Source organism: Mycobacterium sp. NGS63 (assembly GCF_059812295.1).
Genome location: NZ_JCALCJ010000005.1, coordinates 438022 through 451484, shown reverse-complemented (window position 1 = coordinate 451484; position 13463 = coordinate 438022). Strand labels below are relative to the sequence as shown.

General features: G+C 67.7%; 13 protein-coding genes. 6 read left to right on the top strand and 7 right to left on the bottom strand.

Translation table 11 applies throughout. From position 1 onward, the window contains the following. Window positions 1–82 precede the first annotated feature (82 nt). A complete protein-coding gene (locus AC5Y4Z_RS16210; RefSeq protein WP_499965467.1) occupies window positions 83–1534 on the top strand; it encodes a PE family protein in 1452 nt (483 codons plus the stop codon). 3 nt (window positions 1535–1537) lie between these two features. Here AC5Y4Z_RS16210 and AC5Y4Z_RS16205 read toward each other — a convergent pair whose 3' ends face one another. Then, window positions 1538–2161: a TetR/AcrR family transcriptional regulator gene (locus tag AC5Y4Z_RS16205; RefSeq protein WP_499965466.1), complete on the bottom strand. Its 624-nt coding sequence runs from the start codon at window positions 2159–2161 to the stop codon at window positions 1538–1540. Window positions 2162–2288: 127 nt separating this feature from the next. On the opposite strand from AC5Y4Z_RS16205, the gene AC5Y4Z_RS16200 reads away from it, so the two are divergent. Continuing rightward, the gene (locus AC5Y4Z_RS16200; protein WP_120313732.1) at window positions 2289–2414 is read left to right on the top strand and encodes a hypothetical protein; all 126 of its coding nucleotides are present in this window, start codon (window positions 2289–2291) and stop codon (window positions 2412–2414) included. 86 nt (window positions 2415–2500) lie between these two features. Here the strand turns inward: AC5Y4Z_RS16200 and AC5Y4Z_RS16195 are convergent, their stop codons facing one another. Genes AC5Y4Z_RS16195 through AC5Y4Z_RS16180 form a run of 4 tightly spaced genes read right to left on the bottom strand, consistent with a single transcriptional unit; the run spans window position 2501 to window position 5772 of the window. Continuing rightward, window positions 2501–3925 (bottom strand): NAD(P)(+) transhydrogenase (Re/Si-specific) subunit beta, encoded by a 1425-nt coding sequence (locus AC5Y4Z_RS16195; protein ID WP_499965465.1) that lies wholly within the window; start codon window positions 3923–3925, stop codon window positions 2501–2503. Then, the gene (locus tag AC5Y4Z_RS16190; RefSeq protein WP_499965464.1) at window positions 3922–4224 is read right to left on the bottom strand and encodes an NAD(P) transhydrogenase subunit alpha part 2; all 303 of its coding nucleotides are present in this window, start codon (window positions 4222–4224) and stop codon (window positions 3922–3924) included. Before AC5Y4Z_RS16190 ends, AC5Y4Z_RS16195 begins: the two co-directional genes overlap by 4 nt. Before the next feature lie 2 nt (window positions 4225–4226). Then, complete coding sequence (locus AC5Y4Z_RS16185; protein WP_499965463.1) at window positions 4227–5318, bottom strand: Re/Si-specific NAD(P)(+) transhydrogenase subunit alpha; 1092 nt, start codon at window positions 5316–5318, stop codon at window positions 4227–4229. A 19-nt stretch (window positions 5319–5337) separates the two neighbouring features. Then, entirely contained in the window at window positions 5338–5772 is a 435-nt protein-coding gene (locus tag AC5Y4Z_RS16180; protein ID WP_499965462.1) for a nuclear transport factor 2 family protein, read from the bottom strand. Between the two features lie 121 nt (window positions 5773–5893). On the opposite strand from AC5Y4Z_RS16180, the gene AC5Y4Z_RS16175 reads away from it, so the two are divergent. The 4 genes from AC5Y4Z_RS16175 (at window position 5894) to AC5Y4Z_RS16160 (ending at window position 11545) form a co-directional block, all read left to right on the top strand. After that, on the top strand, window positions 5894–7114 hold the full coding sequence (locus AC5Y4Z_RS16175; protein WP_499965518.1) for an acyl-CoA dehydrogenase family protein: 1221 nt from the start codon (window positions 5894–5896) through the stop codon (window positions 7112–7114). Next, window positions 7107–7931: a tyrosine-protein phosphatase gene (locus AC5Y4Z_RS16170; RefSeq protein WP_499965461.1), complete on the top strand. Its 825-nt coding sequence runs from the start codon at window positions 7107–7109 to the stop codon at window positions 7929–7931. The genes AC5Y4Z_RS16175 and AC5Y4Z_RS16170 overlap by 8 nt, the downstream gene beginning before the upstream one ends. An 80-nt stretch (window positions 7932–8011) precedes the next feature. Beyond that, entirely contained in the window at window positions 8012–9676 is a 1665-nt protein-coding gene (locus AC5Y4Z_RS16165; protein WP_499965460.1) for a PE family protein, read from the top strand. A gap of 126 nt (window positions 9677–9802) precedes the next feature. Further along, entirely contained in the window at window positions 9803–11545 is a 1743-nt protein-coding gene (locus AC5Y4Z_RS16160) for a PE family protein (RefSeq protein ID WP_499965459.1), read from the top strand. Between the two features lie 9 nt (window positions 11546–11554). Here the strand turns inward: AC5Y4Z_RS16160 and AC5Y4Z_RS16155 are convergent, their stop codons facing one another. Further along, window positions 11555–12532: an NADPH:quinone oxidoreductase family protein gene (locus AC5Y4Z_RS16155; RefSeq protein WP_499965458.1), complete on the bottom strand. Its 978-nt coding sequence runs from the start codon at window positions 12530–12532 to the stop codon at window positions 11555–11557. Between the two features lie 10 nt (window positions 12533–12542). Continuing rightward, the gene (locus tag AC5Y4Z_RS16150; protein WP_499965457.1) at window positions 12543–13406 is read right to left on the bottom strand and encodes an SDR family NAD(P)-dependent oxidoreductase; all 864 of its coding nucleotides are present in this window, start codon (window positions 13404–13406) and stop codon (window positions 12543–12545) included. Between the last annotated feature and the right edge of the window lie 57 nt (window positions 13407–13463).

The window sequence follows — 13463 nt, the reverse complement described above, 5'->3', positions numbered from 1 at the left end:
TTAGTCTCGGTCAATACCTAATACCCACGGTCGCGGGTAACTGCCCGGGCAGGGGTCCCGGCCTGTGGGGAAGGACGGGGAGATGACGAGTTTGATCACAGTCCCTGAGACGTTGGCGTCGACGGCGGCCGACGTGCAGGGGATCGGTTCGACGATCAACGCGGCGGGCGCCGGCGCCGCCGGGCAGACGACCGGCGTGGTGGCCGCGGCCGAGGACGAGGTGTCGGCGGCGATCGCGGACCTGTTCGGCGCCTACGGCCGCCAATACCAGGCGGCCCTCGCGCAGGCCGAGGCGTTCCATGCCGAGTTCACCCGGGCCCTGACGGCCGCGGCGAACACCTACGCGCAGGCCGAGGCCGCCAACGCGGCGCTGATCTCCGGCGGCGCCGCGCCCGCCCCTCGGGTGTTGACCTCGCTGCTGAATCCGGGCTCCGGGGACCCGCTCTACGCGCTGATCATGGGCGGCACCAACAACCCGCAGCCCGACCCGATCTATGTCAACAACGTCTTCAACGCCTACATCAGGCCGTTCTTCGCCGGCGCCATCCCGCAAGGGCTGTTCACGCCCGAGCAGTTCTGGCCGGTGACACCGGGCTTGGGCAACCTGACGTTCGGCCAGTCCGTCGCCCAGGGCGTCACCCTGCTGGACAACGCCATCCATTCGACGCTCAGCAACGTGAACAACAGCGCCGTCGTCTTCGGCTACTCGCAAAGCGCCACGATCGCCACCAACGAGATCAACGCCCTCATGGCGGCCGGCTCACCCTATCAAGGTCAGCTCTCCTTCACCCTCGTCGGCAACCCGAACAACCCCGTCGGCGGCATCCTCGAGCGCTTCCCCGGTTTCTACATCCCATTCCTGGACGTGTTGTTCAACGGTGCCACGCCGCCGAATTCGCCCTACCCGACGTCGATTTACACCGCGCAGTACGACGGCATCGCCGACCTGCCGCAGTACCCGCTGAACCTCGTCTCCGACCTGAACGCGTTCATGGGCTACTTCTTCGTGCACAACACCTATCCGCTCATGACGGCCACCCAGGTCCAGGGCGCGGTGCCGCTGCCGACGTCGCCCGGCTACACCGGCGACACCCACTACTACATGTTCATGACCCAGAACCTGCCGCTGCTGCAGCCCATCCGGGCCATCCCCTATGCCGGCCCGCCGATCGCCGACATCTTCCAGCCCGACCTGCGGGTGCTCGTCGACATGGGCTACATGGGCTACGGGCCGGGCGCCAACTACGCGAACATCCCCACTCCGGCCGGGTTGTTCGAGATCCCCAACCCGTTCACGATCATCCCCGACCTGGCGCTGGGCTCCGTGCAGGGTCCCTACGGCGCCGCGATCGAGATCGGGGTGGAGGCCGGGTTGTTGTCGCCGTCGTTGTTCCCGAACACCTACCCGTGGGTGCCGTCCATCAACCCCGGCCTGAACATCTCGCTGGGCCAGTCGAGCACGACGCTGCTGTCGCTGCTCAGCGGCGGGGCCGGGGACGTGCTGCGCCTCATCCCGGCGCCGGTGTTCCCCTGACCGCTACGGCCCGAGCGGGGAGTTCTGCCGGATCGAGTCGTCGCGGATCAGGCCGCGCAGCAGCGCGGTGCTGAATTCGGCGGCGATCTCCTTGGCGGTGCGCCGCCCGCTCGGCCGCAGCCAGCGGTAGCTGCCCAGCGTCATCCCGATGTAGCCGAGCGCCAACACGTGCGAGTCGCACTGGTAGAACTCGCCGCTGGCGATCCCGCGGTCGATCAGGCCGTGCACGTGGTGGTAGACCTGGGTCTCCTTCTCGCGGACCTCGGCGACCTGCTCGGCGGTGAACCATTCGGTGATGTACGGCGCCTCCTGGAAATACACCGCGGCCCGCTCGGGGTCGCTCGCGATCCCGGTGAGCAGCCGGACGGTGTACTGGTAGAGCGCCTCGCGGGCCGTCCAGGACGGGTCGTCGTGGACGGCGGCCAGCGTGCCCTCGGCGGCCTGGCGATAGATGTCGAACAGGATCAGCGACTTGCTGGCGTAGTAGTGGTAGACGGTCGCCTTGTTCAGCCCGATCACGTCGGCGACGTCGTCCATCCGGGTGCCGTGGTAGCCGCGCGCGGCGAACAGCTTGGTGGCGACCGCCAGCAACTCCTCGCGGCGGGTCACCCCGTTCTCGGATGGCATTCGCACTCTCTATCGTCGCCGACCAATCAACTGGTTGGACAGTCTAAAGCCATCGCCGCCCTGTCGTTGCGGCACGTCTGCGACTAGGATGGTGTGTCGAACTGGTCGCGAGTCGAGAGGTGGGGACATGGATCCGAGTCCGGACTATGACGTGAGCGACGAGATCGAGTTCTTCTTTCGGTACGTCCCGTGGGGCCTGCGCGGCGTCGTCGACGGCAACGGCTACCCGCCGCCGGCCTACCCGCCCGTCTAGAGCGCGGCACCTCCCGCTCGCGAGCAGACGCAAAGGTACCTAAAACCTCGGCGTGTCGGGGGCTTTTGCGTCTGCTCGGCGAATCGTTATAGCGCTTTCAATTCCTCGGCGACCTCGGTCACCGATTTCTTCGCGTCGCCGAACAGCATGCTGGTGCCCTCGCCGTAGAACAGCGGGTTGTCGATGCCCGCGAACCCCGAGTTCATCGACCGCTTCAACACGATCACCGACTTGGCCTTGTCGACGTTGAGGATCGGCATGCCGTAGATCGGGCTGGACGCGTCGTTGCGGGCCGCCGGGTTGGTGACGTCGTTGGCGCCGATGACGATCGCGACGTCGGTGCGCGCGAACTCGTCGTTGATGTCGTCCATGTCCTTCATCGCGTCGTAGTCGACCTCGGCCTCGGCCAGCAAGACGTTCATGTGCCCGGGCATCCGGCCGGCGACCGGGTGGATGGCGTACTTGACCTCCACGCCCTTGTCCTCCAGCAGGGCGGCCATGTCCTTCACCGCGTGCTGGGCCTGCGCGACGGCCAGGCCGTAGCCCGGCACCACGATCACCTGGTTGGCGTAGGCCATCTGGATCGCGGCGTCGGCGGCCGAGGTGGCCTTGACCGTCTTGTCTCCCCCGCCGTCGCCACTGGGAGCCACGCCGCCGCCGCCGAAGCCGCCGGCGACGATCGCGGGGATCGAGCGGTTCATCGCCTTGGCCATCAAGTTGGTCAGGATCGAGCCGGACGCGCCGACGATCATCCCGGCCACGATCATCGCGGTGTTGTTGAGCGCCAACCCGGCCGCTGCGGCCGACAGCCCGGTCATGGCGTTGAGCAACGAGATCACCACCGGCATGTCGGCGCCGCCGATGGGCAGCACCACCATCAGCCCCAGCACACCCGCGGCGGCGAGCAGGCCGATCATCCACCACAGCGGGGCGCCCCCGGATCCGGGATGCGCGTGCAGGCCGATGACGACCGCGGCCGCCACCGCCCCGGCCAGCAGCAGCAGGTTGATCGGCTGCTGGGCCCTGCCGAAGCCGATCGGCGACCCGGAGATGATCTCCTGCAGCTTGCCGAACGCGATGATCGAACCCCAGAACGAGATCGACCCGATGATCGCGGCGAACAACGACGCCACCACGATGTGCACGGTCGGCGACTCGCCGTGCCGGAAGGCCGAAAAGCCGTCCGTCTCAATGAATTCCGACAGCGCGATGAGCGCGACGGTGCCGCCGCCGACGCCGTTGAAGAAGGCCACCAGCTGCGGCATGGCGGTCATCTTGGTGAACCGCGCCGGCGGGACACCGAGTGCGACGCCCACGACCAGGCCCGCGATGATCAGCACCCATTGGTCGGTGTGCCGGATCTTGACCAGGGTCGCCGCCACGGCGATGGCCATCCCGACGGCGGCGATCAGGTTGCCGCGCACCGCGGTCTTCGGGCCCGTCAGGCCCATCAACCCGTAGATGAACATCGCGAACGCGATGATGTACAGGCCGATCACCAGGTAGTTCATTTGGCGGCCTTCTTTTTGCCCTTGAACATGCCCAGCATCCGGTCGGTGACGATGAAGCCGCCGATGACGTTCAGCGTGCCGAACACCACCGCCACGAACAGGATGATCTGCACCGCCAGCGACGGGTGCTGCACCTCGCCGAACACCACCAGCGCGCCGAGCACCACGATGCCGTGGATGGCGTTGGTGCCCGACATCAGCGGCGTGTGCAGCGTGTTGGGCACCTTGGAGATCACCGCGAACCCGACGAACCCGGACAGCACCAGGATCGCGAGGTTGGCGAGAAGTTCGTCGTACATCCTTATGTGTCCTTCTTACGGGTGACGCAGGATTCGGCGATGACTTCGTCGTCGAAGTCCGGGGCCAGCTTGCCGTCGGTGAGCAACAGGTCCAGCAGCGCGGTGATGTTCTTGCTGTAGAGCTCGCTGGCATGCTCGGGCATGGTCGCCGGCAGGTTCAGCGGCGCGGCGATGGTGACGTCGTGGCGGACCACCGTCTGCCCGGGTTCGGTGAGCTCGCAGTTGCCGCCGGTTTCGCCGGCCAGGTCCACCACGACGCTGCCGGGCTTCATCGCCTCCACCGCCGCCGCTGTCACCAGCTTCGGCGCCGGACGGCCCGGCACCAGCGCCGTGGTGATCACCACGTCGAATCCGCTGATCGCTTTTTCCAGCGCCTTCTGTTGCTGGGCTCGCTCGTCCTCGGTGAGTTCGCGGGCGTAGCCGCCCTCACCCGCGGCGTCGATGCCCACGTCCAGCCACTGCGCGCCCACCGAGCGCACCTGATCGGCGACCTCAGGCCGCACGTCGTAGCCGGTGGTGCGCGCGCCCAGCCGCTTGGCCGTCGCCAGCGCTTGCAGCCCGGCCACCCCGACGCCGAGCACCAACACGGTGGCCGGCTTCACCGTCCCCGCCGCGGTGGTGAGCATCGGGAAGAACCGCGTGGATTCTGAGGCCGCCAGCAGCACGGCCTTGTACCCGGCCACGTTGGCCTGCGACGACAACGCGTCCATGGCCTGTGCGCGCGAGATCCGCGGGATGGCCTCGAGCGCGAACGCCTGCACCCCGGCGTCGGCGAGCGCACCGATCGAGTTGTCGGCGTTGCGGGGCGCGAGGAAGCCGATCAGCGTCTGGCCGCTGCGCAGCCTGCCCACCTCGTCGGCCGTCGGCGGCGCGACCTTGACCACCACGTCGGCGGCCCAGGCGTCGCCGATGCCGGCCCCGGCCTCGGTGTAGAGGTCGTCGGGCAGCAGCGCACCTTCGCCGGCACCCGCCTCGACCACGACCGCCACACCGCTGCCGACCAACGATGCGACCGCCTTCGGTACCAGCGCGACGCGCCGCTCGTCGCTGCCCGACTCGGCGACGACGCCGACCGTCGTCTGCGGATCAGTCATGGCCAGACACCCTACCGGGCTACCAGAGCGGGAAATCCTGCCCGTGCTCGGATGCCGGACGGGGCCCGAAATAGCGGCGCTGCGACTCGTCGATCGGCACGTCGTTGATGCTGGCCTCGCGGCGCACCATCAACCCCGACGGGTCGAATTCCCACAGCTCGTTGCCGTAGCTGCGGTACCACTGGCCGGTGCGGTCGTGGCACTCGTACTGGAAGCGCACGGCGATGCGGTTGTCGTGGAAGGCCCACAGGCTCTTGCGCAGCGAGTAGTCGAGTTCGCGCTGCCACTTGCGGGTCAGGAACGCGACAATCGCGTCGCGGCCAACGATGTGTTCGTCGCGGTTTCGCCATTGCGAGTCGGGCGTGTAGGCCAGGCTGACGCGTTCGGGATCGCGGGTGTTCCAGGCGTCCTCGGCCGCCTGGACTTTCTCTAGCGCCGCTTCGCGGGTGAACATGAGTCTCTGTCTACCGCGAGCAGACACTAAAGCACCTTCTCAACGGCGTGTCGCGGTGCTTTTGCGTCTGCTCGCGCCCCCTTGCCGCACGTGTCCTATCGTGGCGGTCATGGACTTCGCGATGTCGGCCAAAGCCAGCGACTACCACAAGCGACTGTCCGACTTCATGATCGAGCACGTCTTTCCGGCCGAGGCCGAGTACGACAAATACCGTCACGAGGCCGGCCCGAACGACCACACCGTCCCGCCGGTCATCGAGGACCTCAAGGCCAAGGCCAAAGCGCAGGGGCTGTGGAACCTGTTCCTGCCGGCCGAGTCCGGTTTGACCAACCTGGAATACGCGCCGCTGGCCGAGCTGACGGGCTGGAGTCTCGAGATCGCGCCCGAGTCGCTCAACTGCGCGGCGCCCGACACCGGCAACATGGAAACCCTGCACCTGTTCGCCACCGACGAGCAGCGCAAGCGGTGGCTGGAGCCGCTGCTGGCCGGAGAGATCCGCAGCGCCTTCTCGATGACCGAGCCGGCTGTCGCCAGCAGCGACGCCCGCAACATCGAAACCTCCATCGTGCGCGACGGCGCCGACTACGTGATCAACGGCCGCAAGTGGTGGACGTCCGGAGCGGCCGACCCGCGCTGCAAGATCCTCATCGTGATGGGCCGCACCAACCCCGAGGCGGCCAGCCACCAGCAGCAGTCGATGGTCCTGGTGCCCATCGACACACCCGGCGTGACGGTGGTCCGCTCGACGACGGTCTTCGGCTACCAGGACCAGCCCGGGCACTGCGAGATCGTGTACGACAATGTCCGCGTGCCGGCCACCAACCTGCTCGGCGAGGAGGGCGGGGGCTTCGCGATCGCCCAGGCGCGGCTCGGGCCGGGGCGCATCCACCACTGCATGCGCGCGCTGGGCGGGGCCGAACGCGCGCTGGCCCTGATGGTGCACCGCGCCAACAACCGGATCGCGTTCGGCCGTCCGCTGGCCGACCAGGGTCTGGTGCAGCAGGCAATTGCCAAGTCCCGCAACGAGATCGACCAGGCACGCCTGCTGTGCGAGAAGGCGGCGTGGACCATCGACCAGCACGGCAACAAGGCCGCCCACCGGCTGGTCTCGCAGATCAAGGCCGTCGCCCCGCAGATCGCCTGCGACGTGATCGACCGCGCGATCCAGGTGCACGGGGCGGCCGGTGTCAGCGAAGACACGGCGCTGGCCCGGATGTACGCCTGGCACCGCGCGATGCGGATCTTCGACGGGCCCGACGAGGTGCACATGCGCACGATCGCGCGCACCGAGATCGGCCGGGAGCAATCGGCGCTCGCCGCGACGGTCACCTCGCATGGCTGAGGCCGCCATCCGAGAACTGCCGGGCGCGTGGAACTTTCGCGACGTCGCCGACGGCGCGACGGCGCTGCGGCCCGGGCGGCTGTTCCGCTCCAGTGAGCTGAGCCGCCTCGACGACGAGGGCCGCGCCACGCTGCGCCGGCTGGCCATCACCGACGTCGCCGACCTGCGTGCGTCGCGGGAGGTCGCCCGGCGCGGGCCCGGGCTGGTGCCCGACGGCGTCGCGATCCACCTGCTGCCCGTCCCCGACCTGACCGACGAGGAAGCCGAGGCCGCGGCGCCGCACGAGGAGGCGTTTCAGCGGTTGATGCGGGGTGAATCCGACGGCTCCGAAGAGTCGGTGAACGCGACGGCCATCCGCTTCATGACCGACGAGTACCGCCAATTCCCCACGCGCAACGGGGCGCAACGCGCGGTGCGTCAGGTCGTGACCCTGCTGGCCGCCGGCCGCCCGGTGCTCACGCACTGCTTCGCGGGCAAGGACCGGACCGGGTTCGTGGTCGCGACGGTGCTGGAGGCGGTCGGCATCGACCGCGACACCATCCTCGCCGACTTCCTGCGCAGCAACGACGCCGTGCCCGAGCTTCGGTCACACATCTACGAAATGATCCAGCAGCGCGGGGATACCGAGCTGACCCCGGAGGTGGTCACCTTCACCGAGGCCCGGCTGTCCGACGGCGTGCTCGGCGTGCGTCCCGAATACCTGGCCGCCGCGCGGCGCACGATCGACGAGGAATTCGGTTCGCTGGACGGCTACCTCAGCGACGCGGGTATCGGCGCGGCCGAGCTGGATCGGCTGCGCGCCGAACTGCGCGGCTGACGTCAACGCAATCGCCGGACAGGACCGCGCGGGCACTTTACGCTGACGGGACCCAGACGCCTTGGGAAAGGACGGGTCCGATGACGTATGTGATCGCCGAGCCGCAGATGTTGGCGTCGGCCGCCGCGGAGATCGACGGGATCGGTTCGGCATTCAGCGCCGCCACCGCCGCCGCCGCGGCTCCGACATCGGGCCTGGCGGCGGCCGCCGGCGACGAGGTGTCGGCGGCCATCGCGGGCGTGTTCGGCACCGTCGGTCAGGATTACCAGGCCCTCGTGGCGCAGTTCGAGGCGTATCACAACCAGTTTCGGCAGGCGCTGGCCGCCGCCGGAATCGCCTATGCGGACACCGAAGCCGCGATCGCCGGCACGCTGGGGCTGGGTGGGCCCGGGTTGCCCAGCGCGGCGGTGCCCGCGGCCACCATCCCCCCGTTCCCGGCGAATCAGGTGTCCTACTTCATCGGCGGCACAGGAGTTCCCATACCGTCGGACAAGTTCGTCATCAACGCGAACAATCTCTACGTCCGTTCGGTCGGCACCCTCGCGAAGCTGTTCACGCCCGAGCAGCTGTACCCGCTGACCGGTGTCCGGAGCTCGACCCTGAACACCTCGGTGGCCCAGGGCGTGAGCATCCTGGACAACACGCTGTACAACACGATCCACAACCAGGGGCAAACGGTAACGGTTTTCGGCATTTCGCAGAGCGCCATCATCTCGTCGCTGGAGATGCAGAATCTCGCCAACGGCACGTCGCTGTTCGGCGCCAACCCTCCCAACGTCAACCAGCTCAACTTCGTGTTGACCGGCAACGAGGTGAACCCCAACGGGGGCATGCTGTCGCGCTTCCCGAACCTCAACCTGTCCGCCCTGGGGCTGGACTTCTATCCCGCGATGAATGCGAACACGCCCTACCACGTGGCTAACTACACGCTCGAGTACGACGGCTTCGCCGACTTTCCGCGCTACCCGATCAACATCGTCTCCGACCTCAACGCGGTCGCCGGCATCGTCTTCGTGCACACCACCTACCTGGATCTCAGCCCGACCCAGGTCAACAACGCGATCCAGCTGCCGACCTCCCCGACCTACAACGGCAACACCACCTACTACATGATCCCCACCCAGAACCTGCCGCTGCTGCAACCGCTGCGGGCGCTCCCAGTGCTCGGTAACCCGTTGGCCGACCTGCTCCAGCCGGACCTGAAGGTGATCGTCAACCTGGGCTACGGCCCCGACCCGACCCTGGGGTACTCGACGAGCTACGCGGACGTTCCGACGCCCTTCGGCTTGTTCCCGAATGTCAACCCGGGCACCGTTTTTAACGCGCTGGCCGCCGGCACTCAGCAGGGCATCCACGACTTCTCGCTCGACATGCAGCAGATCGTGGCGCAACCCGCCGCCGCGGTCGGGCAGTTGTCGTTGCCGGCCGCGCCGGACCCGATGGCGACGCTGGCCAACCTGCCATCGCCGGCAAAGGTGGTCAACACCTTCAATTCGATCGTGTCGACCGACTACGGCGTCCTGCTTCCCACCGCCGACATCGGGCTTTCCTTCGCCACCGACCTGCCTCTGTACGACGGCGAGCTTTTCCTGAGCCAGCTCGCGCAGGGCAACCTCGTCAACGCGATCGGCTATCCGATCGCGGCCGACGTCGGATTGGGGACGGTGGCCGGCGGGGTAGAGGGCCTGGTGCTGCTGTCGGCGTTGTCGTCGAACGTCAAAGACCTCCAGAGCCTCATTCCCTAACGCGCACGGCTGATCTCGGCCGGGTCCGGACACACCCAAACCAACGACGCAAAAACGCCAACGCAACGGGTCAAGCGCTCCTAAGCTAGCTGCTTATCGGTTGGCGTGTCCGGAAGGGAAGAGTCGATGACGACATTAGTTGCGCAGCCCGAGATCTTGGCGACGGCCGCACAGGACGCTTCCTCGATCGGTTCGGCAATCGAGCAAGCCAGGGCGGCCGCCGCGGGTTCCACGACGAGTGTGGTGGCAGCGGCCGAAGACGAGGTGTCGGCCATCACCGCGCAGTTCTTCGGCGCGTTCGGCCAGGAATACCAGGCGATGCTCCAGCAGGCGGGCGCGTTCCACAATCAGTTCACGGCGACGCTGGCCACTGCCGGAAACACCTACGCGCAGGCCGAAGCTCAGATCGCCGGCACGCTCGGCCTGACCGGCACGACGAACCCGGTATTCGGCGCGGTGACACAGGGGGCGACCGATCCCAATGTCGTAGCCAATCTGATCATGACCGGCAGCGGCACCGCGAACCCTCCCACGACCTACATGAATAACGTCTTCAGCCGGTACCTGAACGGCGTGTTCGGCGGCGGGGGGCCGTTTACTGGTCCGCTTCGGGCGGTGACCACGGCCGAGGGTTTGTATCCGTTCACCGGCGTCAAAGACCTGACGCTAGACATATCGCTGGCCCGCGGCGTCACCGCGCTGGACAACGCGATCAACCTGGCGATCCAACCCGGCACCGCTAACGCCGTTTCCGTTCTGGGTTATTCGCAGAGCTCGATTGTCGCGACATTGGAAATGCCGAAGCTCCTCGCCGAGGGCTTCACCAACGGAACCGGAGGGTCGCCCGTCCAGGCGTACTTCACTCTGCTCGGCAATCCGGCCAACCCCAACGGCGGTCTGTTGGCGCGCTTCCCCGGCCTGAGTTTCCCGAGCCTGGGTGTCACCTTCGGCACCTCGACGCCCGCCAATGATTTTCCGACATCCATCTGGACGCTGGAGTACGACGGCTTCGCTGATTTCCCGCGTTATCCGATCAATGTCTTCTCCGACCTCAACGCGCTCGCCGGCATCGTGTTCGTGCATGGCAGCTACCCGCATCTGACGAACGCACAACTCTCGTCCGCATTCTTGTTGCCCGGGTCGCACGACCTCGACCCGACGAACGGTATGACGAATTACTACATGATCCCCACGCAGAACCTGCCGCTGCTGACGCCGCTGCGCGCGCTCCCGCTCATCGGCAACCCGCTCGCGGACCTGATCCAGCCGGACCTGAAGCTCCTCGTCAACTGGGGCTACGGCGACCCGAACTACGGCTTCTCGACGAGTCCGTCCAATGTCCAGACTCCGTTCGGCTTCCTGCCGCCGCTCAGCGCAACGACGGAACTGGGCGCACTTCTGCCCGGCGCCACCCAGCAGGGGATCAGCGCCTTCACCGCGGACATGTCCAGCCTGGCCGCCTCGCTTCCGGGCGCCGCGTCATCGGGCTTCGCCCAGCTGGCCCTGGCCCCGTCGGCGACGCTGCCGACCACACCCACCGGCATCATCCAGGCCATCGAGTCCGCGAACACGAACATCGTCGGCACCTTCACCGCCGATGTCTCGACCGCCTACGCGACCCTGCTCCCGACCGCGGACATCGCGACCGCCGTGGCGGTCACGCTGCCGTCCTACGACGTCAACCTGTTCCTGGACGGCATCACCGAAGCGATCAACGGCAACGTGGTCGGCGGGCTCATGGATGCGTTCGGGCGGCCCATCGCGGCCAACGTCGGGCTGACCACGCTCGCGGGCGGTTTCGAGCTCATCACCCTGCTGAACGCCGGCGAGGCCATCTTCCTCGGCGTGCCCAGCCCGGGCCCGCAGTAGTCGACCGGTCTACGGCTCGAGCACGAGCTTGCCGAGCACACCGCCGTCGGCCAGGCTCTGCAGCGCGGCCTGTCCCTCCGACAGCGGATAGCGCTGCGGCGGTGGGGGTTTCAGCCCGAGGGAAACCAACTGGCTCAGCCCCCAGGAGAACAACGCGGCCGAGCCGGGGACCTTGTTCAGGTACTCGCCCCAGGCCACGCCCACCACGCTGACGTTGCGCAACAACAACCGGTTGACCTTGACCGTGGGAATGCTGCCGGCGGCGAAGCCGATCACCAGCAGCTTGCCGTCGATCGCCAGGACGCGCACCGCGTCGTCGAAGGCCGGCCCGCCGATGGGATCGACGACGATGTCGACCCCGCGCCCGTCGGTGAAGTCCCGCACCCGGTCCGCCCAGCCGTCGGCCAGCGGCACCACCAGGTCGGCGCCCAGCGATGCGACATAGTCGGCCGCGGCCTCCCGATGCACAACGGCCAGCACCTGTTTCGCGCCCATCGCCTGCGCAACCTGGATCGCCGCCGTGCCCACTCCGCCCGCCGCGCCCAGCACCAGGACCGTGTCGCCCGGGCGCATCGCGGCGCGGCGCGCCAGCGCGAAATACATGGTGTTGTAGTTGACCAGCAGCGACACCGCTTCGGCGTCGTCGAGCTCGGCGGGGCTGCGCATCACGTTCGGCACCGGAACCGCCACCTGCTCGGCATAGGCGCCCAGGATTCCGAACGCCGAAACCCGTTCGCCCACTTCGAAGCCCGAGTCCGCGGGCGCCGAACGCACCACGCCCGCGGCCTCCATGCCCGGCACGAACGGCGGCGGCAGCTTCAGCTGGTACTCGCCCTTGGCCAGCAGCAGGTCCGGAAAGCACACCCCGGCGGCGCGGACGTCGATGACGACGTGGTTGCCGTCCTCGTCGACATCGTCCAGATCTTCGACGTCGGTGTAGACCACCCCGGACGGACCCGAAAGCTCCTGTACGACACAGGCTTTCATGCGGTTTCGATCACCGGATCGAGAAGTTGGCCTGTTTTGCCGCGGACAGGTCGTCGATCTCGGTCCAGTGCGCGCCCACCTCGTCCACCGACGGCGGCTTCTTGAACGTGACGCCCTCGTTCTGGAACAGCGCCGCGCGTTGCACCTTGCCGCCGCCGACGATGAAGATCGAGCCGGTGTCGGGCACCTCCTCGGTGCACAGGTAGGCAACCACCGGCGCCACGAAGTCCGGCGTCAGGTTCTGCAGCACCTCGGGCGGCAGGATGTCCTCGGTCATCCGGGTGGCCGCGATCGGCGCCAGCGCGTTGGTCTTGATGTTGTACTTGGCGCCCTCGTGGCCCAGCGTGTTGATCAGGCCGACCAGGCCGAGCTTGGCCGCGCCGTAGTTGGCCTGCCCGAAGTTGCCGAACAGCCCGCTGGTGGAGGTGGCGACGACGACGCGGCCGTAGCTCTGCTCGCGAAAATGCGGCCAGGCGGCGCGAATGACGTTGTACCCGCCGTAAAGGTGCACCTTGAGGACGGCGTCCCAGTTCTCGAACGACATCTTGTGGAAGGTGCCGTCACGCAGGATCCCGGCGTTGCTCACCACACCGTGCACTGCGCCGAACTCGTCGAGCGCGGTCTTGATGATGTTGGCCGCGCCCTCGGGTTCGGCGACGCTGTCGTAGTTGGCCACCGCGCGACCGCCCGCGTCCTTGATCTCCTTGACCACCTCGTCGGCCATGTTGTGGCCGGCCCCGGTGCCGTCGCGCGCACCGCCGAGGTCGTTGACGACGACGCTGGCGCCCTCCCGGGCGAGGGTCAGGGCGTATTCACGGCCCAACCCCCCACCGGCACCGGTGACGACGACGACGCGATCCTGCACTCCGGGCATAAGCTTCCTCTCTGCTGTGGAATCTCGGGTCTAGCAAGGGTTTTGGCGCAGCGTGAG

Bases quoted from the DNA above. Each gene is read 5' to 3' on its own strand.
- AC5Y4Z_RS16210 (WP_499965467.1), top strand. From the start codon at position 83: ATGACGAGTTTGATCACAGTCCCTGAGACGTTGGCGTCGACGGCGGCC.
- AC5Y4Z_RS16205 (WP_499965466.1), bottom strand. From the start codon at position 2,161: ATGCCATCCGAGAACGGGGTGACCCGCCGCGAGGAGTTGCTGGCGGTC.
- AC5Y4Z_RS16200 (WP_120313732.1), top strand. From the start codon at position 2,289: ATGGATCCGAGTCCGGACTATGACGTGAGCGACGAGATCGAGTTCTTC.
- AC5Y4Z_RS16195 (WP_499965465.1), bottom strand. From the start codon at position 3,925: ATGAACTACCTGGTGATCGGCCTGTACATCATCGCGTTCGCGATGTTC.
- AC5Y4Z_RS16190 (WP_499965464.1), bottom strand. From the start codon at position 4,224: ATGTACGACGAACTTCTCGCCAACCTCGCGATCCTGGTGCTGTCCGGG.
- AC5Y4Z_RS16185 (WP_499965463.1), bottom strand. From the start codon at position 5,318: ATGACTGATCCGCAGACGACGGTCGGCGTCGTCGCCGAGTCGGGCAGC.
- AC5Y4Z_RS16180 (WP_499965462.1), bottom strand. From the start codon at position 5,772: ATGTTCACCCGCGAAGCGGCGCTAGAGAAAGTCCAGGCGGCCGAGGAC.
- AC5Y4Z_RS16175 (WP_499965518.1), top strand. From the start codon at position 5,894: ATGTCGGCCAAAGCCAGCGACTACCACAAGCGACTGTCCGACTTCATG.
- AC5Y4Z_RS16170 (WP_499965461.1), top strand. From the start codon at position 7,107: ATGGCTGAGGCCGCCATCCGAGAACTGCCGGGCGCGTGGAACTTTCGC.
- AC5Y4Z_RS16165 (WP_499965460.1), top strand. From the start codon at position 8,012: ATGACGTATGTGATCGCCGAGCCGCAGATGTTGGCGTCGGCCGCCGCG.
- AC5Y4Z_RS16160 (WP_499965459.1), top strand. From the start codon at position 9,803: ATGACGACATTAGTTGCGCAGCCCGAGATCTTGGCGACGGCCGCACAG.
- AC5Y4Z_RS16155 (WP_499965458.1), bottom strand. From the start codon at position 12,532: ATGAAAGCCTGTGTCGTACAGGAGCTTTCGGGTCCGTCCGGGGTGGTC.
- AC5Y4Z_RS16150 (WP_499965457.1), bottom strand. From the start codon at position 13,406: ATGCCCGGAGTGCAGGATCGCGTCGTCGTCGTCACCGGTGCCGGTGGG.